This window comes from Marininema halotolerans, from assembly GCF_900116235.1.
GTDB classification, from domain to species: domain Bacteria; phylum Bacillota; class Bacilli; order Thermoactinomycetales; family DSM-45169; genus Marininema; species Marininema halotolerans.
Genome location: NZ_FPAA01000013.1, coordinates 1 through 24,794, shown reverse-complemented (window position 1 = coordinate 24,794; position 24,794 = coordinate 1). Strand labels below are relative to the sequence as shown.

Below are 24,794 nucleotides of genomic sequence, written 5' to 3'. Positions count from 1 at the left end.
CACCCACCTTTTATCCCATTTCTACGTTGTTAAACTGCGTCGAACCTCTGCGACTAAAAACAGACTACCCGCGACAACGATCATATCCTGTGAACCCACTTCGTTTTGTAATTGGGTAACTGCCTTTATTGGATCCGCTATAACTTGTGGTTCCAATTCCGGTTGGATGGATCGCACTGTATCAGCCAAGGAAAAAACGGTTTGAGACCGAGGATGTTCCGCCTGGGTCACGGTTACCGTATCAACATAGGGCAACAGTGGTGACAGCATTTCTTTGATCTCCTTGTCTGTCCCTGCGCCAAACAAAAGGTGAAGCTTCTCATACTTATAGGATGCAAATGCCTTGGCAAGTGCCCGGGCACCTTCACGGTTATGGGCACCATCCAGGAGGATACGCGGCTTAGTAGCGATGGTTTCAAGCCTGCCAGGCCATTTTGTACCCGCTAATCCCACATGTATCCGATCTTCCTCTATCACTGTAGCATAAAATTGGCGCAATACTTCGCATATCATCAGTGCGGTCGCACCATTTTTCACCTGATGTTCCCCAACTAGAGGGATAAATAAATCATTCAAATGACGGTAGGGTCCTTGAAAATCAATGGAAGTCCCCTCGTCTTTCTCATCCGAACGCTTTATTGTTTGAAAGTCCTGCCCCATCTGGTAAAAGCGACTTTTCTTTTCCTTCGCTTTCTCTCTCAGAATGGCCAGGACGGATTCATCCTCGGAAGCACTTATCACAGGTACACCGGGTTTTATGATCCCCGCCTTTTCCTTTGCGATCGCTGTAAGGGTGTCACCGAGGAATCCTTGGTGGTCGTGTCCCACATTCGTGATAACCGATACGAGTGGAATTACCACATTGGTCGAGTCAAGGCGACCACCTAAACCCGTTTCCCAGACGACAAACCAAGGCACAGCCTCACGAGCAAAATAAAGAAGGGCAACCAATGTCCAAAACTCAAACTCGGTGATTCGATCCAACCCCTGTGCAGCTCGTTCCTCTGTTAAGAGAGCCACTTCTCGCCCCCACCGGACAAACTCACTTTCTGGGATCGGTTCGCCATCCATTGTAATACGCTCACTCCAATGGGAAAGGTACGGTGAACTAAACATTCCCGTCGGATAACCTGCTTCCTTCAAGATCGACGCAACCATCGCCGAGGTCGATCCCTTTCCATTGGTGCCAGCAATATGGATGGTTTTTAATCGGCGTTCAGGGTGATTAAGATGCTCACACATCCACTCCATCCGCTCGAGCCCAGGATGAATTCCCTCTGAACATCCTTGTTTCATCCACTGAAAAACATCTTCTGCTGTTGTACATTTTGCTGCCTCTACCATCATGTTTCGTCCCTTTCTATCCACCACAGGCCACTCACATCCACCATCTTATCATATTCGTCAAAAGTGGGGACGGGCGAATCGCCCGTCCCTTTTTTCCTTTTAATTTCCTTGCAACTCCTGCAAACGATTCTCTACTTTCCTCCGTTTTTCACGATAGTCGTCGCCCTTTTTCTTCTCTTCCTCGACGACATGTGCAGGAGCCTTTGCGACAAACCCTTGGTTTGCCAATTTCTTTTCTACCCGTGTTACTTCTTGATCCAACTTCTTCTTCTCCGCAACCAAGCGGGCAATCGTTTGCTCAATATCGATCAATCCTTCTAAGGGAAGGAAAATTTCTGCTCCTGAAACAACCGCCGTCATTGCACGTGCTGGACGATCAAGCTGGGTATCTACCGATAAACTACCCACGCCACATAAGCGACGAATAGCCGGCTCATTATTTTTAAAGGCTGCCTGTGTATCTTCCTCAGCGCGAATGAGTAAGTCGATCTCTTTTTTCGGGGGGACATCCATTTCAGCACGAATGTTACGAACGGCACGGATGGTGGCAATCAATACTTCCATCTCCTCAACCGCACTTTTCGCAATAAAGGAATCCTTTACCTCCGGCCATTTTGCCACGGTTATACTCTTACCGCTATGGGGAAGTTGTTGCCAAATTTCTTCGGTGATAAAGGGCATATAGGGGTGCAATAGACGCATCGATTGATCCAAAACATATACCAAAACCCTGCGCGTCGTCCCCTTCGCTGCCTCGTCTTCTCCGTAAAGTGGGAGCTTAGCAAATTCAATATACCAATCGCAGAGTTCATTCCAAATGAATTGATACAAGGTTTGCCCAGCATCTCCAAAATCATACCGATCTAGACTTCGCGTCACACTTTCTACCGTTTCATTCAAGCGATGAAGAATCCATCGATCCGCTGTGGAGAAATGATCCGCCGGGTTAAATTGAAGGTCTTCATCTGGGATTTCTTGTAAATGCATTAAGGCAAACCGAGATGCATTCCAAATTTTATTTGCGAAGTTGCGCGCGGCATCTACCCGTTCCCAGCGGAAGCGTTGGTCGTTCCCAGGGGTATACCCCGTTGAAAGCATGAAACGCATCGCATCGGATCCATATCGATCAATCACTTCCATCGGATCGACCCCATTGCCAAGGGACTTAGACATTTTCCGGCCTTCGGAATCCCTTACCAAGCCTGTGATCAGCACATCTTTAAAGGGTTTCTCGCCGGTAAACTCCAAGGCGGTGAAAATCATCCGTGCAACCCAGAAGTAAATAATATCGTAACCCGTAACCAATACACTCGTTGGGAAATACCGTTTGAAATCCTCGGTTTCCTCTGGCCACCCCAGGGTTGAAAAAGGCCACAGGGCTGAACTAAACCAGGTATCCAGCACATCTACATCCTGTGCTAATTGCCCACCACATGAAGGACAGGTCGTTGGTTCATCAACTGCAACCACTACCTCCTCACATTTCTCACAGGTCCAAGCAGGAATCCGATGCCCCCACCAAAGCTGACGAGAAATACACCAATCGCGAATGTTTTCAATCCAATGAAGGTACGTCTTCTCAAAACGTTCAGGGACAAAGCGGGCGCCTTCTCCCGAACGCGTCTGTTTGATCGCGGCTTCAGCCAGCGGTTTCATCGCAACAAACCACTGAGTAGACAGATACGGTTCGACAACTGCACCCGAACGCTCACTGTGACCAACAGAATGAACATGATCCTCAATTTCGATCAAGATACCTGCCTCTTGAAGATCTTGCACGATTTTTTTGCGGCACTCAAAGCGGTCAAGCCCTTGATAGATCCCCGCCTCTTCATTCATGGTGCCTGATTCATCCATGACGAGAATCTGAGGGAGTTGATGACGCCCTCCAATTTCAAAGTCATTCGGATCATGCGCTGGAGTAACTTTAACTGCACCGCTCCCAAATTCAGGGTCAACATGTTCATCCGCTATGATTGGGATTTCCCGATTGACCACAGGCAACGTCACCGTTTTACCGATCAACCCTTGGTAACGTTCATCCTCAGGATGGACGGCTACACCCGTATCCCCCATCATGGTTTCTGGACGGGTGGTAGCCACTCGAATTTTTCCGCTTCCATCCGTCAACGGATATTCCATATGGTATAGCTTTCCTTGCACTTCTTTATAGATCACTTCGATATCCGAAAGCGCCGTACGAGCAGCAGGATCCCAGTTAATAATATATTTACCACGATAGATGAGCCCTTTTTTGTATAAACGGACAAAGGTTTCACGAACCGCACGGGAAAGCCCCTCATCCATCGTAAATCGTTCCCGGGAATAATCGAGAGAAACCCCAATTTTACGCCATTGCTCCCGAATGATTTCAGCGTAATTTTCCTTCCACTCCCACACTTGTTCAACAAATTTCTCTCGTCCAAGATCATGACGGCTAATTCCTTTTTCCCGTAAACCTGCTTCTACCCTGGATTGGGTCGCAATTCCCGCATGATCCATCCCTGGAAGCCACAAGGCATCATAGCCTTGCATGCGCTTACTTCGGGTCATAATATCCTGCAGGGTACAGTTTAATGCGTGACCAATATGAAGATTTCCCGTAACGTTGGGCGGGGGAATCACAATTGTGAAGGGCTCTTTCTCAGGATCTTGACCTGCTTTAAAAAAATCTCCTTCTAACCAGTATTGATACCATTTTTCTTCAGACTGTTTTGGATCATAGGAAGTGGGCAACCCTTCCTTTTGCTGATCAGCCATCGTACTCCTCCTTTACATTTCCGCAGAAAACAAAAAAAGCCCTCATCCAAAGGACGGATGGGCTCCGCGGTACCACCTTTATTCATCGTGCCTACATAGGCAAACTGATGCGCTTGGGATCCCCAGTAACGCCGGGCCGCGTTTTACCCTACTCCATTTCAGGTAAAAAGCTCCAGGGTGACGTTCATCAGATAGGTAAGAAGGCCCTTCCAGCCAGGGAGCCTCTCTCTTAACGAACCACATCCGACTACTCTTCCTATCATCGCTTCTTAAATAATTGTGTATTTATTTTATACTGCTGAAGGGTGAGAGTCAAATTTTATGAACAAAAAAGGCGAACCCCTATGGGTTCGCACTCCGATTACTGTGGTGAATAATGGCATGGTTGCAACATAAAAAGAATCTCGTCCATAAGTGGATCGTTATCGTCTGTTTAACGAATCATTCCAAAGGCTTGTTGTACGCTCTCCCACATCAATTGTGGATCCGCTAGGAAAGCCAACAACAGCACCGTGCTCAAGAGTAAGAAACTGAGTATAAGAATAATCAAAAGACCACGGTACATACTTCTCGCCGTCGATTTCACCATGCTTCTAACGTCCTCCTAACTTCCCCTGCTTTGTCTCTCGTATATTTTGCTCTTTTCCTAGCATCTTGTCCACCCCTTTTCTTTTTTTTGTTATTCTAAGCACCCATTCTGCTGAGTCCGTACACCAAACTTTTAGTTGCGCATATAATTTGATCAATAGCAAACATGTTGCATATATGCAAAACACTACAAAGGGGTCGTGAACAATGGAATGGATACGTGCTTTGTGCTTCTCAGCCGCCCTTTATCTCCCTGTAAAAGCCTTTGGAACCTGGCTTGGAGGGTATCGCAAACGATAGAAAACACCGGATTTCCGGTGTTTTCTATGGCTTAGATCTTCTGTTTTTTAGCTTTGTTCCCTCGTCGGCGATTCTTTTGGGGCGCATTTGAACGCGCACCCGTTTTGCTCCCTGTTCGGTGCCCCCTGCTGCTCCCACTCTTTTGCCCTGTGGCACTTGGCTTCCACTCTGAGCGAATCCAATCTTGAAAAACCTGTAGCCGATCCACTTCTTCTTCCAATCGGCGCACAGAAACCGACTCCTCCGAACGACGCGGCTTTTGGTAATAGGCATGCAAGATACGAAGAGGCCTCTCTGGACAGGCAAGCGTTAAGGCGAGAATCTTCTTTTCTTTCCGTGACAGGGTCCACTCTTTATCATACGCTTCGAGTAGCGCAGCAGGATCAACAACCTCTCCTTCCTCTACCTCGAGGAAACGGCGAAGAAATGCTGCAATATCCGTGACAGGCTGATCCACCGCACAATGGTCCCAATCAATCCAGCGCCACCCTTCTGCGCCAACAAGCAGATTTTGCGGGTGAATACGCTGATGGGTTAAGGTTTGCTGCGGCAAAGCCCCGCCACTGATCGAAGCAATCCGATCCATCCCTTGTAAAGAAAATTGAAAGGATTTATCCAGAAAATCATAATGCTCTTGAAAAGTTCGATCAAAGGGAGAGGTAAATTCACGTTCATTTGCCATCTCCCGCCACTCCGCAAGGTGGTTTTGCCACTCTTTCCATCGCTCGGATTGAACAGGCAAGGATTTCCCTTTTTCAATCGATGCATTTTTTACTATAGGTTGGCTTAAGCGATGAAAACGGGCAAGTTGTCGCATCAGCTCCAACGAAGAGAGCGGTTCTCCTTTTCCTAAGGGCTCACCATACCAGGGATAGGCATACCAATTCCCTCGTTCCATCTCCGCGAAGGGCTCTCCGCCTTTGGTCCTCACAAAAGAGAGAAGATGCTCATAGCCTTCTTCGATTAATGCCTCACTCACCTGGTTCAGAAGGCGTAGTTTGGCGACAGGGGCTTCGGTTTTTTTTAGCGAAAACTCCCCTTCTTCGGTACGCACCTGCAGCACGCCCTGAATATAGCGAACACGACTGGGGGACCATCCATACCGATCAAAAACCTCTGAAAGTACCGGTCCATCTAACATCGGATCTAACTTCATGGTTTCATCTCCTTTCATCTACGACCTCTTGTCACCGTGTAGTTAACTTCGAGGGATATATACGATTTGTCCCTGTTCTAACACGTTACTTTCCAATTGGTTAAGGTGAAGAATTTTGCTAGCTGACACCTCATATCTCTCCGCAATCGTATCCAGCGAATCCTCCTTCTGGACAATCACCATTCGTACTTTGACAAACTCTTCTTCTTCATCACCCAGTATCCAGCGCGCCCAATCCAATCGAGCCGGCTTCCCTTCATTCTTCTCATCCGATTGATTGGTCTCGGTAGCAGACGGTGGTTCATCGCTCGCCTGGCGTTCCTCTAGAAATTGCTGACCCTTCGTTGCTTCTTCGTTCTGTGCCATTTCTGACAAATGTTCAATTCCAAACTTTTGTCGTTCATCCGTGTCCAACTCTTGGAAATCAAATTCACCATGATGCGGATGTCGTAAATATCGATTATCTCCCCACCCTCTTCGATCATGGGAAAATAATGGCGGAGGGTCCGCTTCTTTTTCAAATTCAGATTCGGCCTCAGTTGCTCTCGTTGCTTCCATTTCGCTAGTAACCTCTTCTTCTACATCGGGTGATGCTTCCGCTATAGGTGTCTCATGGGTTTGAAAAACGGTATCCTCAGGACTTTCACTTTCCTCATCATGGAAAGATTGAGAATGGAGTACACCATGTGAATCATCAATGCCATCATAACGGGCAACATGTACAAAATCGTAATTCTCCGTTTCTGACTCGTGATTGGATGCTTCCATATCCGATGAATCGGACGCGGATAGATCTTCTTCTTGTCTTCTCTCATCCATAAAGCTGACCTCTTCTTGAGCTTCCTCAGCAGCCTCAGGCGAATCCATCGCTTCCTCCAGATCTTCCTGAGATTCCGCTTGTGCAGGTAACAAAGGCTCTTCTGCACTTTCAGGATCAACCAATTCATAATCGGCAGAGGGTTCCTCTGACTGCTCATCATTCAGTAGACCATCAATCGAAAGAACTGCCTCAATGTGCAATTCAAAGGGAGACAAGACCTTATAGTCAAAGGACTCAATCTCTGAAGCAATATGATCAATATCCGCTCGTTCTGCCGGTAAAGTGATTTCTACAGGAATGACATACGCAATCTCTTCTTTTTGTGGCGGCGGGGAAGAAATCATTCCATTAGGATGGGAAGAAGCCTCACCTTCCCCCTCTTCAGGAAGAAGATAACCATGACCAGAGAGATAGGTACCATTTAAACGAAGGTACCCTTCGATTTTCAGATGACTTCCCTGGTCTTCGATCTCCACATCGGGATACAAATCCAACTCCAGTAGTGTCCCGATCCCCGGTTTCTGGGGATGGAGACGGACCTTCTCCAAAATATCAAACCGGAGTTGATTATAATTTGCCGTCAACAAAGATCCCCCCTCAGGACTCAAGTTACCGAAGAAACCCTAACTTCCCGAAACCTCCGGCAGGCGTTAATCAAATACTCCTCCCTTCGCCTCCGCCGATCCGGGGTGCGATTCACGCCGGCGGGGGCGTGAGAGGGAAGTCATAGGTTTACGACTGTATTGTAACCTTATGCCACCGTCTGGACGGATAGTACCCAAGCACGTCCATGAACCCAGTAAGATAAGGACTCCGACAAGCACCCCTTCAATCAATCTCGTAAAAATACATAATTTGCAAGTTTAAAAAATTAATTTAGTATCATCCCGTTATTTATAAAGATAAATCTGAATATTTACTTCAATTATTCCCATCATCATAAAAATATCCACTATTAGAAAAGGATCCATCAAAATATATCCATGTAATTTTAATAATATCAAAATATTTATGGTGTTGACAATTCTGGTAAACTCTTATTACTATGGTGTTAATAGAAACAGTTCACCTCACTTCATCGCTCTACCATTGGCATTAATCAATCTACTCCGCCTAGCAATAGGTAACTTTCTATTCTGATTTTTTATTTTATTTTTACTATTTTAGGAGGGATTTTGGATGGAGTATGTTGCACCTCAAGCTGATTTTTCGTCTGTCAAAACGGTCAATGATGAAGCGTGGTTCCTCGTGTTTGTCGCAGTTCTGCTCGCGCTCGGCGCAACTCTCGTGTTAGGTGCTGCAGTATGGTGCCTTGCCTATGCTCATGGTAAGCACTTCACTGGTGGAGTTCAGTGGGAAAACGGTTTGAAAGTCAACATTGAGTGCGATTAATTTTTGATCTCTTCGTACCTTATCATACGGTCTCGTATGATAAGGTACCATTTTTATTTTGAAAGAGTGTGAAAATCGATGCTAACCATCCAAGAGCTATCTAAAAAATTTGATCAGAACTTTGTGGTGAACCAATTTGACTTAACGATTCAGCCCCATGAGATCGTTGCCATAGCTGGACCCAATGGAGCAGGGAAAACAACCATCATCAATTGTTTACTCGGCATTACTTCTCCGACTAACGGGGAAATCCACCTGGATGACTTTCCACAGCACACAAAGGAATTTAAGAAACGAATGGCCTATGTTCCTGATGAATTACTTCTCCCTGATGCTTTGACGGGGATTGAATATATTCAATTCGTCAATCGGATGTACGAAAGGGAGTCAGGTAAAAAAACGGAGGATCTCATTGAGCTATTCGATATGCAAGACGCTTTCAAGAAGCCCATCGAAACCTACTCCCATGGAATGAAGAAAAAAACACAACTCATTGCCGCCTTTATGTTAAACAGCCAGATCATCGTATTAGATGAACCCTTTCGCGGCCTTGATGTTGAGGCCATTATTATGACAAAACGATTAATGGAAAAATACACAGAAAAAGGTGGCAGTATCTTATTAGCCACTCATGATTTACTCTCTGCAGAAGCGATGTGTAATCGGGTCGCCATTCTATCTCGAGGAATGAAAGTAGCGGAGGGGCATGCGAATGAATTAAAAAATCAGTATGATTGCAAAAATCTAGAAGAGGTCTTTATGAAAGTGTCCATGTTAGGGGAGCGGAGGGAACGATTTGAAAAAATCATTGACCATTTCTAAGTTAATCCTTACTCTCTGGCGCAAGGAACTATTAAAAACCCTTGATACCCGTACTAAACAACTATCGGCTTTGCTGATTTCTCTCTCTCTTCTCATCCTCGGATCAATTGCAGGATATACCTTTACACGCATGTATTTTCACACGATGATGAAAGATTCGACCCTGGTGTTTACCATTGGAAACTTTTTAAATGCTTCCATCTTCACCTGTCTTCTCTTCATTATATTTAAAGTACTCACATCGGATCGCGATCAGCTTTCTGTGAAATTGAGCTGGTTTCCAGTTACCCCCTTTGAGAAGAATGTAGGGTATTTTTTACCCTTCACGTTGCAAATCCTTGGGATCAATCTGTTGATCTTCTCCATCATTCTATTACCTGCCTTTCTATTAGAAGAAGCCGGTTTTACGTTTACCCTTTCATTTTTCCTTGGCCTCATTTTGCAGTCACTCTTTATCGTATCGCTCTTGGAATTCATCTATAATCTGTCAAACGCCATCCTCGCTTTCAGCAATCTTCCCTACGGAAAATTGCTTACACTGATCCTTCTCTTCGTCTCGATCCTCTTTTACGGATTGGAGACCATCAGTATAGAGGATGTCCTTGCAAATGCATCCGACTTTGACTATAACCTATTTTATCTCCTCTCTCCCTTACCCCTGTGGTTATCGGGAAAGCTTTCCTCAATGAATGTGAACGTGTTTCTCCTTTTCGGCATCGGATTGGGGGGTCTCTTCTTATCCTTTGCCGCTCTCTTTTTGACTCAACCCTCCCGAACTAAAAAATCCTCCACCCTTTTCCGCAACATCCCCATGCCAACAAGTCAGTGGGGTGCGGTTTTAGTGAAGGAGATAAAAACCCAAGCTCGGGATGAGGAAAATTTATTGAGCCTACTCTTGATCATCATCCTTACCTTTTTGGCAAAGCTGCACTTTCATTTCTCTGGAAACAACATGATCCTCATGGGATTTGCAGGCTTATCTGGATTTGTCGCTCTAAATTCCTTCGGGAATGATTTGAAATTTGCTCCCCTATATCGAACCTACCTGATCGGCGCTAAAAGTATTTCCCTTGCCAAATTCGGCGGTCTGTCACTATTGGCGTTCATCCAAGTCATTCTCTATAGTGGGATCACGCTTTTTCTCCCTGATACGTTATCATCACTTGTCTATATTCTCCTCATTCTCTTAAATTCAACGGCGATACTTTATGTCACAGGACTAACCATTCCCGTGCACAAAAAAAATACACAAGCAGCCTTTCTGGCGATATTTTTTCTAATTATCCTACTCATCCCCATCACCTACATCCTACAATCAACCGTCACGGATCTTACCCTGCTCCCTAAAATCATGTTGACATTGGGAGGAGAACTTCTTATCTGCCTCATCATTTTAACTCTTGGGGAGTGGAGGTTTGGCCATGATTAAAGTGGTTCCTGTTCTGCCATCCGGTGTACACATTCATGAAGATGGTCTTTACGATGAGCATCTTGACGCTGTCATTCCAGTCAATGATGTGGGTAAAAAAATGATTGAAGAAGTTGATGGGCAACGGGATATGGGTACAATCGTCACCCGCTTAGACCAAACTTTCTCCGTTGGGGAAGAGCGACTTTCCATCGATACAGGGCAGCTTTTTAATCATCTGAATCAACATTATGTACTCAACTATACCTATCATGGAAAGAACCGTGGGATAAGCCTACTCCTTTCATTCTTCATGCAATACCGAAAAGGGTATCATGAGCGATTTAATCTATCGAGTAACCATTTCTTTACGTTACTCCGACAGATGATGGGGATCACGCTACGCAAATTATTTATTTTCTGGGCTCTTTTTATGGTGATGGATAGCCTTGCCTATGGATTCATCCCCAATCCTTTTTTCTACCAACTCGCCTACTACTTCACGTTGTTGTATGGGGGCCTCATCGTCAGTTCCGCCCTTCATGAGACCATCCATGTCTATATCTATCGACGGATGGTTCCCGACCGAAGTGGTTTTGTCGCGGCGGATCTTCTTTCCATCCGCTTGGTACGACCCACCATCAGTCCCTATCCATTTAAATTAATCTGGGTAACTTTCTTAGGTCCTGCCATACCTGGTACAATGGGATTATTAGGAATTCTGCTTCTTCAAATGACCACACTCCACCCCACTCTCACCGATAGTCTCATGGTCATCTCTTCCGCATTTGCCTTACATCTTATGTATCTCCTCCCCTTCATGGGGGATGGTAAATCCGTTGTTAAACAAATCCTTGTGAACCGAATGGGAGGGTAATGTATGAAACGTTCCTTAAGCAGTAACCTCATCCTATCCAGTACCATCAGCATCGCTATTTTCCCTCTCTATACCATCGCCTGTCTCTTCTACTATTCCTTTACAACCAATGGCCAAAAGGATTTCATCTTTAAGACCGTTCATGTCTCCGCAAATTCAAATACGAAACAACTCGCTTTCTCTTTTTCGCCCACCTATTTTCTTGTAATCATCGGTGTATTCCTTATTTCATTTATCGTGATAGGATTGATCCAGAAGATCCTTCCCACCAAACCTGATCAAACAAACAGCAAATAATATAGTAACCAGGAGAATCAAGCCAAAAGCTATGCTCTATTCGCTTTTGGCTTGATTCGTTTATGAAAAGGAAAGGTGGAAATGTCCCCATCGCTGGTTTGTGTACCAGTGGGGATCGCCGTAATCACACTATTTTTCGCTACTAAAATGACGGACACATTTCCTGAATAGTAATTGGTCACATACGCTTTTTTTCCGTCTGGAGTGACAGCAACATCCGTTGGACCCTCCCCCACGTCAATCGTTGTAATTATCGTATCGGTATGGGCATTCACCACCGTCACATTATTGCTCCCAATGTTGGTAATGAACACTTTCTTTCCATCCGGGGTAACGGCCACACCATTGGGCCGAATCCCCACATTGATCGAACCAATGACCGTATTTTGCGTCGTATCAATGACAGAAGCTGTACTCGGGTCATTCACACTGGTTCGATTGGCGACATAAAGTTTTTTCCCATTGGGTGTCACAGCAAGATCCCGGGGAAAACGTCCGTTTGTGATGGGGATCGTCGTGATAATCTCATCTGTCAAGGTATTTAACACGGCAATATAGTTGCTCACCGTTACCGACACATACGCTTTTTTTCCATCTGGACTAAAGGCGATATCAAAAGGGTTCATCCCGACCTCAACAGGATTCACTTGATACGTCAAGGCATCGATCACCGATACCGTTTGGTCATCAAAATTAGCAACATATATTTTTTTCCCACTAGGAAGAGTCGCAATGCCCACAGGGCCTTGCCCAACCGGGATGGTTTTGATTTCCGTATTCCGAATGAGATCGAGAACCGAGACCGAGTTATCATTGGTATTGGATACATAGGCCGTTGGTTTAATCGGGCTGGTAGTAATCCCATCCGGTTGATCTCGCACAGAGATCGTACCAGTGACTTGGTCCGTCCGTGTATTTACGATGGAGATGGTATCATCGCCGAAATTCGTAAAGTAAGCTCGGTACCCACGTGATTTTCTAGAATGCCCCTTCCTTTTTCTCTTCATCGTCGAACCACTCCCCCTCCAATTGACCCATCGACTTCATCCATGTACATGGTATAATCGACAGATCATCATAACCCATTAATATGCCTGATGAACTTTTTTTGATTTTACGTTCATTACTGACATCGGGAGAGGCCTTTTCGCAAAGCACTTTGGAGCAACTGGGGCTAAATAAAGGTAAGCACCTGCATTTTACGTTAATTTTAATTGATTATTGCAACCAACGATGATACTTTAATAAGGATCATCCACGTTGGAAATTTACGGAGGATTCCTATGTTAAGCTTCAATATTGGAACGATGATTACCCAACTTGTCATTGTACTTTTTGTATTGGCCATAATCGTAGGCGTGATTTTGCTGTTGGCTGCTCTGTTGAGAAAGAATTCCCCTAAAATGGATCCAGGAATAGAAACCCTCCATCAAGAAATTCAGCAGATGAAGCAAAGGATTACCCAAATGGAACATCGACTTGCCCCTCGCCAAGATGATACGCAAACCACAAAAAGGTAGAAGCCTGTTAAAAGGCTTCTACCTTTTTTCATTTCGTCCTCTCGTTGATTAAACGCCAGCGCTGAGGACTTGTTTATGTTCATCCTTTAAGATTCCCGCTTCTTCCCACTTTGTCAGATAGGATTTAAATGTGTCTTCTTGAGCGTGGCCTATTTTTTTCGCCAAATTATAGCCATTGATGCCTGCAGAAAGATTGGTGGGATCAATGGTTAGTGTATGAATAAAGGCATCAATCGCTTCATCCTCACGATGTAACTCCCCAAGGCAATATCCCATCATAAAGTGGGTGAAAGTGGTGCGAGGCAACCCGATCTCTTTTGATTTTTGAAACATGGCGAGAGCCTCTTCCAACTTATTCACCTTCATATACACCTCGGCCAGCTCGTGATAGGAAATACTCCAATCCGGATCCGTCTGAATCAGATCAAAGCCAGCCCGCTCGGCTTGCTCATAATCCTTTGATAGATATAAGTGCTCTTTTAATTCTGATTCAAAGCAAGTCTTCATTGCATCCAATTTCCGACAGGATTCTAATGGATTGCTTGGCTTCGCTGCCTTTGCAAAATAGAGGGCCTTCTCCATTTCTTCTCTTGTTTCCTTAACCAGCTGTTTTGCTGCAGGGATCATTGCATAGGCTCTATAAAAGGAAGAAAGAGCAAGTTGTTCAGAGAGAGCTTCCTTTTCTTTTAAACGATCACACGTTTTCAAGCCCTCATTCACAAACCAGGTGTACAGTTCTTCCCCTAATGCTTTTTGCTTTAATTCCCATACGATCGCCTGGGTACATACCTTTAGTCGCATGACATCAGAAAGGTTTTTCTGCCCAAGTGCTTCTCTCATCGCGATGAAGTCCGATTGATAAGGAAGACTTAAGCGGTTTTTAATTAAAAACTGAATAAAGGAAAGGTAAATCTGGTCCTCTTGTCGTAGTTGATCTGGATGAAGCGTAGAGAGAATATCAACAGCTCGTTCATACCGCGAAAGGGAAACCAGGCAGTAGACAACATTCAGCTTTTCCACAGGGGACAGATCTGACTGCCGCGCAATGCGATCCTGGATTTCTCGCATGGGCCCCTGGGTTTCATAGTCTACCATTTTTAATTGCGACACCGATATCCCTGTCTCATGAGAAACTTCATGTAACACCGAAGGCTCCAATAGTTGCCCTAAATGATAGGGTATTCGATTGAAATTGTGCGATGCGTAGGATCGTGTCACACTTTTTGTCCAAATGTTCGAACGATGATCCACCTCTTTTAGATGAAGGATCGCTGAAAGAAAGGCGTTTTCTGAAGTCATTTGCTTACAACCCCTTCCTGATATCTCATCTTATTTTCTTGCTGGTACTGCCTTTTCACATGAGAGGACGCCATAACCCAGTGGGATACACTATAATCACTCAACTCTTTGATTTCCCTATCAATAGGGAATCGTTGATAGAGTAAAAAGTTTAATATTTTTATTATGTAAAATTAGAGGGCTTGTACATCTTAAGAATAATAAATCCCCCATAGTGGGGGATTCATTATGTAGTAGGATTAAGCAGGGAAAGCAGCGGTCAAAATCACCATGTTTTCGCTGGAGAACTTGATCATTGTTGCCACCTCCTACCAATTCGACTTAAGATATATTATACTAGACAGGAAATATTTTTCAAGTACTAAATTTCAAAAAGGGGAGAATTTTTTGAAAAGTAGAGAAAACACCCAGCCCATGTGGACCAAGGAATTTATCCTCTTAGCCTTAAGTAACTTTTTTATGTTTACTAGTTTTTATATGCTATTGCCCACTTTGCCGATATTTGTCGTCAAAGTCTTGAAAGGAAGCGTAGACCAAGTGGGTCTCATTATCGGCTTCTTTACCACCGCACAAATTTTTTCGCGTCCCCTCGCAGGGCGTTGGCTCGATACCATCGGTCGAAAAAAAATCTTTTTATGGAGTCGTTTATTGTTCCTGATCATTATGATCGGATACCTGGGTATGAAGGGGCTGCTACTTTTTTTCATTCTACGTTTCCTGCATGGGTTTAGTTTTGGCATGGCAACCACTGCATCAGGAACCATGGTCGCAGACCTCATCCCAAACGAACGTCGAGCGGAAGGACTTGGTTATTATAGTGGATTTGCCAGCATGGCCATGGTGGTTGGACCTACCCTCGGTCTATGGGCAATCCACTTATCCAATTTTTCGATGATGTTTATCCTTTGCTCTACTTTAGCCGCACTCAGTGTGCTCCTCGGTTCGCTCATTCAATATAACGAACCTACCAAAAACGCTTCGACCAATACAACTCGCTCCTTCTCTTGGCGTCAATTTATTGAACCCAATGCGGTTTTTATCTCCATCATCTCGATGCTATTGTTGGCACTATATGGCGGGATCGTCTCCTTCATCTCCTTATACGCTCAAGATCTTGGCATGGCAACCATCGCTGGCTACTTCTTTTCCGTCTACTCCCTCTCAATCCTAGTCGCCCGACCGATCACAGGGAAAATCGCAGATAAATATGGCGCAAGTTATGTGATCTACCCAGGCATGATTGGTTGCATCCTCGGCATCATCCTGCTCAGTCAAGCCCACTCCATGATCGCCTTTTTATTGGCGGGTTTATTGATCGGGCTCGGGTTTGGAGCCATACAACCCAGCTTACACGCAAAGGTCATCCAGTCGGTTCCCTCCGAGCGCCGTGGTGCCGCTACAGCTACCTACTTTATATCAGCCGATTTGGGAATTGCATCGGGAGCCTTTGTACTTGGCTTTATCGCCAATGCCATCGGGTATCGGGGCATGTTCTTATCCACCACCCTGTTGATCCTTCTTGGTCTCCTCTTATACTGGGTATACTCACGAATGAACGCTCGCAAAACCGAAGAAGCACCCTCACAAGAAGCTTCAGCCGGATAGAAGAATAGCGTTCTTTTCATATCGCCTTTATGGAATGAGCCGCATGATCTTTCTGGAATGCATGGAAAGAGCCTTCCTCTTAGAAGAGGAAGGCTTTACAACTTGTTATCGTTAAATGAAGTCCCAACCACGATTCTCTACCCCATCCATTCAGTCTCTCATCCTTTACAGAACCAATACTTTTGTATCGGTTTCCAAATCATAAAAGATCTCATTCCAAAACTCATCATGTAGCCGGGTGAAATCATATGGATCGTCTAGCAAGCTATAATCAAATGCCCCTCACTATCTCGATGATTCGGATAATATATTTCTTCAAGCCAATTCATTGCTCATTCTCCTCACCACTTGGCTTCATAAATATCTTATCTTAATAATTTCTCGGGCGATGTTTTCTTTAATTTGCAAAGCTCTGCAACAGATTGATTGATCAGATCGCTCATCGTTACATCCAACTTTTCAGGAATCAAGTTTTGAATGTCTTCGAGTTCACACCCCATCCAGATCAGGTCAATTATACTTTTTTTCAATCCCATTTCTTCGAGTATTGTCGCAGTATAGGGACTAAAAAGATATTGTTCCACTTCTTCTAACGTTAAAGCCCCTTTTTGTAAGGCATGCAAGAACCCGATACAAAGGACTAAGGTAAGTTGCTCTCTCTCAACCTTTTCAGTAATTTCGATTCGCATCCATTTCTCCTTTTAATGGTACAAAGATATAACGTCCGTTGGAGTTGTTGAACTTTTTCTTTCATGTGGGTAGCCTTTTTTTGCATTCAATTACTCTTATCTCCTTCATGATGCATGAAAACAACGTAGGGGTCCTTCCCTCATAGAGAGTTTTGTGGTCTCTTTCTTCATCGATTTGATGATCCCCTCCGAATTACCTAATAACTAATAACATGACCATACCACGAATTCCCAGATCCATTTTATTTAGATTCATTCTTGTTGTTAAGCAACTGTTTCTTAGCAAAAGAATTCGTAATGTAAGGCCTGGCCATCTTAAAAAGGATAAATCCAATGACAAAACCTAAGGTATTCAATATCACATCATCTATATCGAATACCCGATAGATCCCATTAAGCAGTAATGAAAGAATGAATTGCACTACTTCAATGGTTAGGGAAAATACCATCCCCATCACCATTGACTTACTAGCACAATTGATTCGTTTCCACCAAAAGCTTAAATAAAAGCCTAAAGGAATAAACAGTAGGATGTTCCCTCCCACTTGCCTCATTGCGACCGTTGGTGATACGGAAGAAGTTACACTTTCCCACATGCTAGTAAATGGAATGATATTGTTATGAGGTCTAAAACCGACCGCCATCGAAGTATCGACCAAATCAATTGGAAAAAATGCTACCTTAACGAATAATAAACAATAAGTAAAAAAGGTAACATTCATAAAATGATTAATAATGCGGTCCCGCTTTCCTTTCCTATATTTTCTCATTTCAAAAACGAAAAATATTAATACAAAAAATATTATAATAGAAAAGTTCAATTCTATCCGAATATTAATTCACCTCTTTCCAAACACGCGTGTTGATTATCCAGAAGTTGGGGGGTTCGGAGACGGCGTGGGAGCACAAGAGACTTATTTTCTTAGTTCATTATACAGCTTGGACACAAAAAAGAGGTACCTAACAAATTATAGAGTGAATGGACAGATTCAAATATACCTCTATGATAAGGTATATTTGATGAAAAATTTTACATATGCGAGGGATTACACCATGAAGTATTTCAACTATGAATTAACAAAGCAATACTTTTATGAAAATAGGGCCTTATTTCTTGAAAAAAGTCGATTAAAAGGGCCTTCTTGGATCAAAGGTTCAACTGATCCATTAGGATTAATCTATTCGATGCAGGAGGATTTTTTTCGGAAAGGTGAGTTGTATTTCGGTTGTATTGTTCAAGCAAACGTAAAGCTATATAATAAATGGGGAATAACCGATTGTCCCGCTTCTGTTTTATATTAAAATGATCCGATTTACTACCAATATCCTATATATTTTTATAAGTTAGCCCTTTATTTGTATGAATTAAAGGGACTAATAGATTTACCCAGACATGAACAAGATTTTGCTGATCTTTTAGCAAACGAATACGGGCGTGAGTTTAACATAAAAATTCCATATGCTCTTACAGAAGGAAGAGACGTATTCTTAACCACTGTGATGGTTCATCGGAAACATATCCCTGGTAGAAGCCTTGAACATCCATTCCTTCCGATGCTTGTACTTGAAGTTTCGGAGCCCGATGCATTAATTTTACCTAAAATGTATTGGCAATAATACATAAAGAAAACCTCCATAACAAAAGCCCTAATCTTACAAAGATTAGGGCTTTTGTATATCGACCTTCTCGATGAAGTAGGAGAATCATTGCAATGGATGGCTTAAATCCCTAGGACTTGCTTTGAAGCCTGGTCAATTTGACCCCGTTCATCTTCACTTAACGTAAAGGTTAACGTTCCTACATTATCCTTCGCATGTTGGACCTTGGTTGCACCTGGAATCGCGACAACGGTATCCCCATGGTTCGTAATCAGCCAGTTGAGTGCCACTTGGCTAGCAGAGACCTGATATTGATCTGCAATTTCTTCCAAGGTGTCAATCAGGGGTTGCGTTTGGGAGAGATTATTAAGCTTCTTGCGATTGGTTAACCGACGAATTCGGGAGGATGCTTGCAAAAGTTCAGGATTCTTATGAAATTTGCCAGTTAGGAGTCCTTGCTCTAAGGGAGAGTAGGCAATAATCGTGATGCCTAATTCCTTTGCGGCTTCCATTACTCCGTTTTGTTCAATTTTCCGGTCCAAAAGACTGTATTTCATTTGATTGGATACGAGTGGGATATCATACTCTGCTAAAACCTGATGCGCTTCACGCATCTGCTTCGCATTGAAGTTACTGACCCCTACGGTAACAACCTTCCCCTGCTGTACAAGTTCCGCCATCGCCTTCATCTGCTTACTTATTGAAGAAAAGGAGAAGGGCTGATGAATTTGATATAGGTGAATGGTGCGATTCTGAAGGCATGCAAGACGCTGATCGATGGTACTTGTAATGGAAGTAGCGCCCCGAAATAGCGGCCACCACTTGGTAGCAACCAGCGCTTTTTCATCTTCTTTATCTAGCTCATTGAGAACCCGTGCCAGTACTTTCTCGGATTCTCCCTTCCCATAGGCTTCCGCAGTATCAAACCAATTGATTCCGCCTTCTAATGACGTTCTGATAATGTCCGTAATCACTTGGTCGTCAAGGGCCGACCAATATTTCCCCACAATTCCACTGCCTTTACTAAATTGCCAACACCCGAGTCCCAATGCCGAAATCTCTAGACTTGATTTTCCCAATTTTCGATTTGGTATCATACATCGTCCACTACGAGAAGCATTCCCAAAAACCCTGCCCATCGTAGTGGAGATTCACCTCCCTTTTTTCTATCTTACACAATCCTAGGAAAGCCAGAAATTAGCTACTCACAACTAGACCCTATGGAGACACTTGTATGACGATTTTTCCTCTTGTTCGCCCTGTCTTACTTAGCTCAAAGGCTTCCTTTATTTTATCGAGGGTAAATACTTCCCCGATATGCGTCTGTAGTTTGCCTTGGGCCATTAACTGACTAATTTCTTGAAGCTGTTTGATCCCCAACGACGGGACTAAAATCACCGTTGCCCGTTTTCCACCGAATGAAAAGAATCCCTTTATCTTGCCCATAAAATTGTGCGCTGTCGTGACAGAGGTGACATACACTCCCTTCTTCGTAAGGAGAGGGAAGTATTTTTTGTACCCGTCTGTGGTCACCGTGTCTAAAATTAAATCAAATTGACCAAATAAAGCCGGATCAATCACACTCCCCTTGGTATAGTCAATCACCGCATCGGCACCAAGTTCTTTAACCAGGTCCACATTGCGTGTACTACAAACCCCCGTCACCTCAGCACCTAATGCTTTGGCCATCTGTACGGCAAAGGTTCCCATACCACCCGATGCACCAACAATCAGAACTTTTTGACCCGGCTGCAATTGACCATAAGTGGTGAGTCCATGCCAGGCTGTAATTCCTGCCGTCGGAACCCCCGCCGCTTGTTGAAAGGATACGGAGTCGGGTTTCTTAACGACACGCTTTTCATGTACGGTCAGATATTCACTTGCCGTGCCACCCCCCGGTCCTTTCATTGAAAACACAGCATCGCCCTTTTTAAACTGAGTAACCTTGCTCCCTACTTCTTCGACGACACCACTAAAGTCTGCCCCAGGACGGTATGAGAGCCCCAGCTTAGAAAAGGTCTTTTGCATTTTCCAATCCGAGGGGTTTACACTGGTTGCCTGTACTTTCACGAGCAATTCATGGGACTTTGGTTTTGGCTTTGGTTTGTTCCCTACCACCAATTGTTTGTTCCCATCAACAAATGCAGCTTTCATCTTCAACACTCCATTCTATCGGATTTAGTATATGACCCGTCTGCCCTGCTTAATCCTTATATTTAGATATTTTTAAACCTATCTATCTATTGCGTAAAAAAATTAGTCGTGACACTTCAATGATCGGAGTGCATCCGCAATCACTTGTAGATTGGCCGATACGACATCAAATAAGAGCCAGTAGTATACTTCTTGACCAGACTTTTTGCTATCAACAATGCGCGCTTCTTTGAGGATCTTAAGATGATGAGAGATCGACGGCCGACTGATATCAAATTGGCTGGCTATCTCACTCACATTGGATTTGCCATGATTGCCGAGGAACTGCGCAATTTGCAAACGAGTGGGATCACCCAGAGCGGTAAAGAATTTGGTGATCGTTTTGGTATCATTTAAGTCGATATTCGAGGGTTCCATGGGCAACCTCCATTGGTAGATAATTTTAAACGCGTTTACAAATAGGAGATTATCATGGTTTTGTATTCATGTCAAGAGCATGAGGGGAATTTTTTTATCTCTGTAGGCTTGTCTCCTATGACACCACGGACAAGGGTGTCCGTATTTTAATTTGCGCTAACTCAGTAACCTTTTAAAAGCGAATCCCATTTGATTGGCAAACACGAGGGGATTTTCTACCACTTCCATTCGAACCAAGCGAATCAGTGGTTTTGCAAAAATAAAAGGCGTATCCACCGTGGAGGTTGGAATCCCTTCCGACTGGAGAATGCTGATTAACCGATTTACTTGCTCAGGGAGAACCGCAATTTGTCCGAAATTCAACGATTTTCCTTGTTGATCAACGGGGCCAGCGTTAAAAAATGACGACGTCACCTCATTAGCTCCCCTTGCTGAACGCCCCAATATTTTAACGGGGATATTGAGCAAGCGACCCATATCACAAAATCCCTGAGCCGTGCCAAAACTTATCCCACCGATACGCTTGGCATAGCGATCACATCGCGCTGATTTTTTAAATACAATGGGCATTGGTTGAATCGATAGCGCGCGAAACGCATGGGCAATATGCCGGGCGAAGATCAATGGATGTTCAATTTGAAGGACACCAATATCGAGAATTGAAGGTGTCTCAGAGAGAAAGGAATCATTTACTGAAGAAATTAGCACACCCCTCGACTGTAACATCCGAATGAGTGGATTAACTTCCTCGGGTAACACAGCAATATGGCCTAAATTGAGGGCTCTACCCTGCTTGTCGAAACTACCAAAGTTAAAAAACGTCCCTGTAACCATATTGGCCCCTGAAGCTGAACGACCCAGAACACGGACGGGGATCTTTCGTTGTACACCGACATCACAAAAACCGTTAAACACCCCAAAGCTGCTACCACCAATGATTTGGGCAAATCGATTACATAACCGACCCACAATATTTTGTTGTTTTTGTTGGTTTCTCATTCTCATCTCACCATTTTTTAAATTGTCCTGTAAGAAAGGCGTTAACCGAGCAATCTTTTAAAAGCAATGCCAATCTTCCTAGCAAACACAAGGGGATTTTCTACGGCCTCGACTCGAACCAGGCGAATTAACGGTTTCGCAAAGATGAAGGGCGTATCCACCGTTGAGACGGGGATATTTACTGACTTGAGAATTTGAATGAAGGGGTCGACCTCTTGAGGGAGAACTGCAATTTGACCAATATTTAAAGACCTTCCTTGGTTGTCAATCGGGCCTGCATCAAAGAAGGAGGAAGTTACTTCATTGCCTCCATTTGCCGAGCGACCCAGTATTTCAACGGGGATATTGCGAAATCGACCCGCAACACAAAAACCATTAATGATACCAAAGCTTGTCGCCCCTATCAAATTGGCATAGCGATCACAAAGTGCTGATTTCTTTTGTGTGATCGGGATTGTTTCAATGGAAAGCGTTTGAAACGCGTCAGCAATATGCCTGGCAAAGATCAGCGGATTTTCAATTTGGACAACCCCTACATCCAACATCGTCGGTGTCGTCGAGAGAAAGGAATCGTTGATCGATGCGATCAGGACCCCTTTTGACTGCAAAATTTTTATGAGCGGGTTTACTTCCTCGGGTAGCACCGCAATCTGACCTAAATTTAGTGCCCGTCCCTGTCTATCAAAACTACCAAAATTAAAGAACGATCCTGTTACTTGCCCTGCCCCTGTCGCTGAACGACCCAGAACACGGACGGGGATCTTTCGTTGTACTCCTGCATCACAAAACCCGTTAAACACACCAAAGCCCGCTCCACCAATAATTTGTCCAAAGCGCTTGCACAAAAACTCAAAGGCTTGTTGTCCATTTCTCAACGTCATCTCACCCCATGAAATCAAATGTAGTGCCAGCATTCGTCATGCCGATCTACCATCGAAAGTATTTATTATGTTATGAGGGTGATAGAATCGCCGTGCTAAGGTACCTCCCCCGATTGTTATGAAAATATCATTGATCCTATCCACTTCCATTGAGCATTGAATAAATAAACGGGTATTGCAGTTATCCGCAATACCCATAAGGCACATGGACCATCGATTTTTTCATAAGACAGAAATGGCTTGACGGCTGATTTTTGCAAAATCCAAAGGACGCTCAACTGCTGTGTAATTTAGATAGTGAAGAGTGGGATTCGTAAAGTAACGTGTAAAGAGAGGCGAATACTTTATGCTTTTTTGCTTACGTAGCACATTGATAAAGGGAGACACTTCTCGTCTTAAAAGCCCGACTGTCCCTGTACATAAAGCCTTTCCTTGCTTGTCGACATTTTCAAAACCAAGGTTAAAGTAGCTCAGCCCATCCGTGGATACCGGTTTACCGTTTACGCGAAAGGGAATGTTGCGAAAACGAAGCACTTCACACGATTCGCCAATAATACCTACGGTTTGCGCACCGATAATTTGACTAAAGGCTTGGCATAGAAGGCGAAAAGCAGGTGGTGGTGGTGGCTCAGGAATCGATGGTACTAACATGGTCAACGTATTTAAGACCCTTCTTACTTTTTTAGCAAAAATCAATGCTGATTCTTGTGATTGAATGTACACATTCACCACATTCGGGTGAGCATATAAGCTAAAAGGGCTTATAGATGTCACCTGAAGTTTCTGTTGGCTAAGGGCATTAACTACCCCGGTTACTTCCCGTGGCAAGAGAGCAAAGAAACCCAGGTTCAGTGGATTTTTCACATTCGGCTGCATTAAAAAAAGATTATTGATCGGTTCGGTGGTCTTACGTCCAAAAACCCTGACAGTAAAGGTACGAAGGTTACTCACAATACAGGTGTTTGGTGTCGATAGGGAAGAAGCCTTCCCCTTTAAAATACCGGCCAGTACTTGGCAAGACGCTGCTATACCGATTTGATTACCCTCCTTTTCCTATGACACATTACAATATGACAAACCAACCCCATCGGATTGTATCAATGGCCCCTGTAGCCTCCTTGTTCCAATTTCAGATCGCACAAACTATGTTTCAATCGTTCATTCATCCAAGAACATAACTAAAAACCGCGATTTATTGTCTCTACAATCGCGGTTTTAGCCGTATTCATCCCAAGCGATGTCATATGGTTAACGCATTTGATGCGCTAGGCTTTCCCTAATGATTTCAATCTCGTCTTTTAATAAGGGAAAGATAGATAGTCAAGTCAGCAACTTCATCTATCGCATAATCTGAAGACGCATCAAAAGTGAGCAACCCTCTCCACACCAGATTCCCGTCCATTAACGCATCCTTTACATCCATGCGGTCACATACAATAACATCTATTCCTTCCTTCACTTCATTCGTGATGCTCATGCTATCACATTCCGTTACTTCATCGAGCATTGGGATGGTTAAAGACCGGAGATCACCATTTTCTGCATCGAACCCGAACTCAACTAATGAGTTTTTATTATGACTTCTAACTCTCCAATAGCTAACCGGTCTCCCATAGCGCCTTATTCCCCAATGTATATCCAGTGGAACATACACATCCATCGTGAAATATTCCTTCTCAATTTCACAGATAGCTCTCATATTCATCAAATAGGCTCCCTTGCTCACTGCCTATTCGTAGCTCACTTATTTCATCCCGTGGTTAATTGATTTGAACCTCCCCCACCTACGCTAACGCTAAGAGGTGGGGGATTCTTGGAAGCTCCCATCGACTGACAGGATCAAATCCAAGCTTAAACCGTCGTC

General features: G+C 44.0%; 23 protein-coding genes and 1 other annotated feature. Of the genes, 7 read left to right on the top strand and 16 right to left on the bottom strand.

What is annotated here, in order from left to right:
• Positions 1-21: 21 nt before the first annotated feature.
• The 5 genes from CHX35_RS14840 to CHX35_RS14825 form a co-directional block, all read right to left on the bottom strand.
• Entirely contained in the window at positions 22-1,371 is a 1,350-nt protein-coding gene (locus CHX35_RS14840) for a bifunctional folylpolyglutamate synthase/dihydrofolate synthase (protein WP_091838820.1), read from the bottom strand.
• 75 nt (positions 1,372-1,446) lie between these two features.
• On the bottom strand, positions 1,447-4,107 hold the full coding sequence (locus CHX35_RS14835) for a valine--tRNA ligase (RefSeq protein ID WP_091838817.1): 2,661 nt from the start codon (positions 4,105-4,107) through the stop codon (positions 1,447-1,449).
• Between the two features lie 46 nt (positions 4,108-4,153).
• Positions 4,154-4,379: a binding site (T-box leader), on the bottom strand.
• Between the two features lie 161 nt (positions 4,380-4,540).
• Positions 4,541-4,696, bottom strand: a complete 156-nt coding sequence (locus CHX35_RS17635; RefSeq protein WP_176392113.1) for a hypothetical protein — start codon at positions 4,694-4,696, stop codon at positions 4,541-4,543.
• 330 nt (positions 4,697-5,026) lie between these two features.
• Positions 5,027-6,169: a phosphotransferase gene (locus CHX35_RS14830; protein WP_091838815.1), complete on the bottom strand. Its 1,143-nt coding sequence runs from the start codon at positions 6,167-6,169 to the stop codon at positions 5,027-5,029.
• A 24-nt stretch (positions 6,170-6,193) separates the two neighbouring features.
• Positions 6,194-7,555 (bottom strand): LysM peptidoglycan-binding domain-containing protein, encoded by a 1,362-nt coding sequence (locus CHX35_RS14825; protein ID WP_091838812.1) that lies wholly within the window; start codon positions 7,553-7,555, stop codon positions 6,194-6,196.
• A gap of 595 nt (positions 7,556-8,150) precedes the next feature.
• Here CHX35_RS14825 and CHX35_RS14820 point away from each other — a divergent pair.
• From CHX35_RS14820 to CHX35_RS14800, 5 genes are all read left to right on the top strand, one after another.
• Entirely contained in the window at positions 8,151-8,363 is a 213-nt protein-coding gene (locus CHX35_RS14820) for a hypothetical protein (protein WP_091838809.1), read from the top strand.
• Between the two features lie 78 nt (positions 8,364-8,441).
• Entirely contained in the window at positions 8,442-9,185 is a 744-nt protein-coding gene (locus tag CHX35_RS14815; RefSeq protein WP_091838807.1) for an ABC transporter ATP-binding protein, read from the top strand.
• Positions 9,160-10,614 (top strand): hypothetical protein, encoded by a 1,455-nt coding sequence (locus CHX35_RS14810; protein WP_091838804.1) that lies wholly within the window; start codon positions 9,160-9,162, stop codon positions 10,612-10,614. Before CHX35_RS14815 ends, CHX35_RS14810 begins: the two co-directional genes overlap by 26 nt.
• Entirely contained in the window at positions 10,607-11,470 is an 864-nt protein-coding gene (locus CHX35_RS14805) for a hypothetical protein (RefSeq protein ID WP_091838801.1), read from the top strand. The genes CHX35_RS14810 and CHX35_RS14805 overlap by 8 nt, the downstream gene beginning before the upstream one ends.
• Before the next feature lie 3 nt (positions 11,471-11,473).
• Positions 11,474-11,767: a hypothetical protein gene (locus tag CHX35_RS14800; protein WP_091838799.1), complete on the top strand. Its 294-nt coding sequence runs from the start codon at positions 11,474-11,476 to the stop codon at positions 11,765-11,767.
• 29 nt (positions 11,768-11,796) lie between these two features.
• Here CHX35_RS14800 and CHX35_RS14795 read toward each other — a convergent pair whose 3' ends face one another.
• Positions 11,797-12,774: a beta-propeller fold lactonase family protein gene (locus CHX35_RS14795; protein WP_091838797.1), complete on the bottom strand. Its 978-nt coding sequence runs from the start codon at positions 12,772-12,774 to the stop codon at positions 11,797-11,799.
• A gap of 276 nt (positions 12,775-13,050) precedes the next feature.
• Between CHX35_RS14795 and CHX35_RS14790 the strand changes: the two genes are divergently transcribed.
• Positions 13,051-13,287 carry a hypothetical protein gene (locus CHX35_RS14790; protein ID WP_091838794.1) on the top strand — a complete coding sequence of 79 codons (237 nt, stop codon included), beginning with the start codon at positions 13,051-13,053 and terminating at the stop codon, positions 13,285-13,287.
• 48 nt (positions 13,288-13,335) lie between these two features.
• Here CHX35_RS14790 and CHX35_RS14785 read toward each other — a convergent pair whose 3' ends face one another.
• Entirely contained in the window at positions 13,336-14,586 is a 1,251-nt protein-coding gene (locus CHX35_RS14785) for a tetratricopeptide repeat protein (RefSeq protein WP_091838791.1), read from the bottom strand.
• A 387-nt stretch (positions 14,587-14,973) separates the two neighbouring features.
• On the opposite strand from CHX35_RS14785, the gene CHX35_RS14780 reads away from it, so the two are divergent.
• Complete coding sequence (locus CHX35_RS14780; protein WP_176392112.1) at positions 14,974-16,191, top strand: MFS transporter; 1,218 nt, start codon at positions 14,974-14,976, stop codon at positions 16,189-16,191.
• A gap of 365 nt (positions 16,192-16,556) precedes the next feature.
• On the opposite strand, the gene CHX35_RS14775 is transcribed toward CHX35_RS14780, so the two are convergent.
• From CHX35_RS14775 to CHX35_RS14730, 9 genes are all read right to left on the bottom strand, one after another.
• Complete coding sequence (locus tag CHX35_RS14775) at positions 16,557-16,880, bottom strand: DUF3969 family protein (RefSeq protein ID WP_091838786.1); 324 nt, start codon at positions 16,878-16,880, stop codon at positions 16,557-16,559.
• A 242-nt stretch (positions 16,881-17,122) separates the two neighbouring features.
• A complete protein-coding gene (locus CHX35_RS14770) occupies positions 17,123-17,602 on the bottom strand; it encodes a VanZ family protein (protein WP_176392111.1) in 480 nt (159 codons plus the stop codon).
• A gap of 999 nt (positions 17,603-18,601) precedes the next feature.
• Positions 18,602-19,618 carry an aldo/keto reductase gene (locus tag CHX35_RS14760; RefSeq protein WP_245838863.1) on the bottom strand — a complete coding sequence of 339 codons (1,017 nt, stop codon included), beginning with the start codon at positions 19,616-19,618 and terminating at the stop codon, positions 18,602-18,604.
• Positions 19,619-19,697: 79 nt separating this feature from the next.
• A complete protein-coding gene (locus CHX35_RS14755) occupies positions 19,698-20,633 on the bottom strand; it encodes an NAD(P)-dependent alcohol dehydrogenase (RefSeq protein WP_091838779.1) in 936 nt (311 codons plus the stop codon).
• Between the two features lie 102 nt (positions 20,634-20,735).
• On the bottom strand, positions 20,736-21,050 hold the full coding sequence (locus CHX35_RS14750) for an ArsR/SmtB family transcription factor (protein WP_091838776.1): 315 nt from the start codon (positions 21,048-21,050) through the stop codon (positions 20,736-20,738).
• 156 nt (positions 21,051-21,206) lie between these two features.
• Complete coding sequence (locus CHX35_RS14745; RefSeq protein ID WP_176392110.1) at positions 21,207-22,049, bottom strand: DUF1259 domain-containing protein; 843 nt, start codon at positions 22,047-22,049, stop codon at positions 21,207-21,209.
• A gap of 41 nt (positions 22,050-22,090) precedes the next feature.
• Positions 22,091-22,924, bottom strand: a complete 834-nt coding sequence (locus CHX35_RS14740; RefSeq protein ID WP_176392109.1) for a DUF1259 domain-containing protein — start codon at positions 22,922-22,924, stop codon at positions 22,091-22,093.
• A 228-nt stretch (positions 22,925-23,152) separates the two neighbouring features.
• Entirely contained in the window at positions 23,153-23,881 is a 729-nt protein-coding gene (locus CHX35_RS14735) for a DUF1259 domain-containing protein (RefSeq protein WP_091838767.1), read from the bottom strand.
• A gap of 334 nt (positions 23,882-24,215) precedes the next feature.
• Positions 24,216-24,635, bottom strand: a complete 420-nt coding sequence (locus CHX35_RS14730; RefSeq protein ID WP_091838764.1) for a hypothetical protein — start codon at positions 24,633-24,635, stop codon at positions 24,216-24,218.
• Between the last annotated feature and the right edge of the window lie 159 nt (positions 24,636-24,794).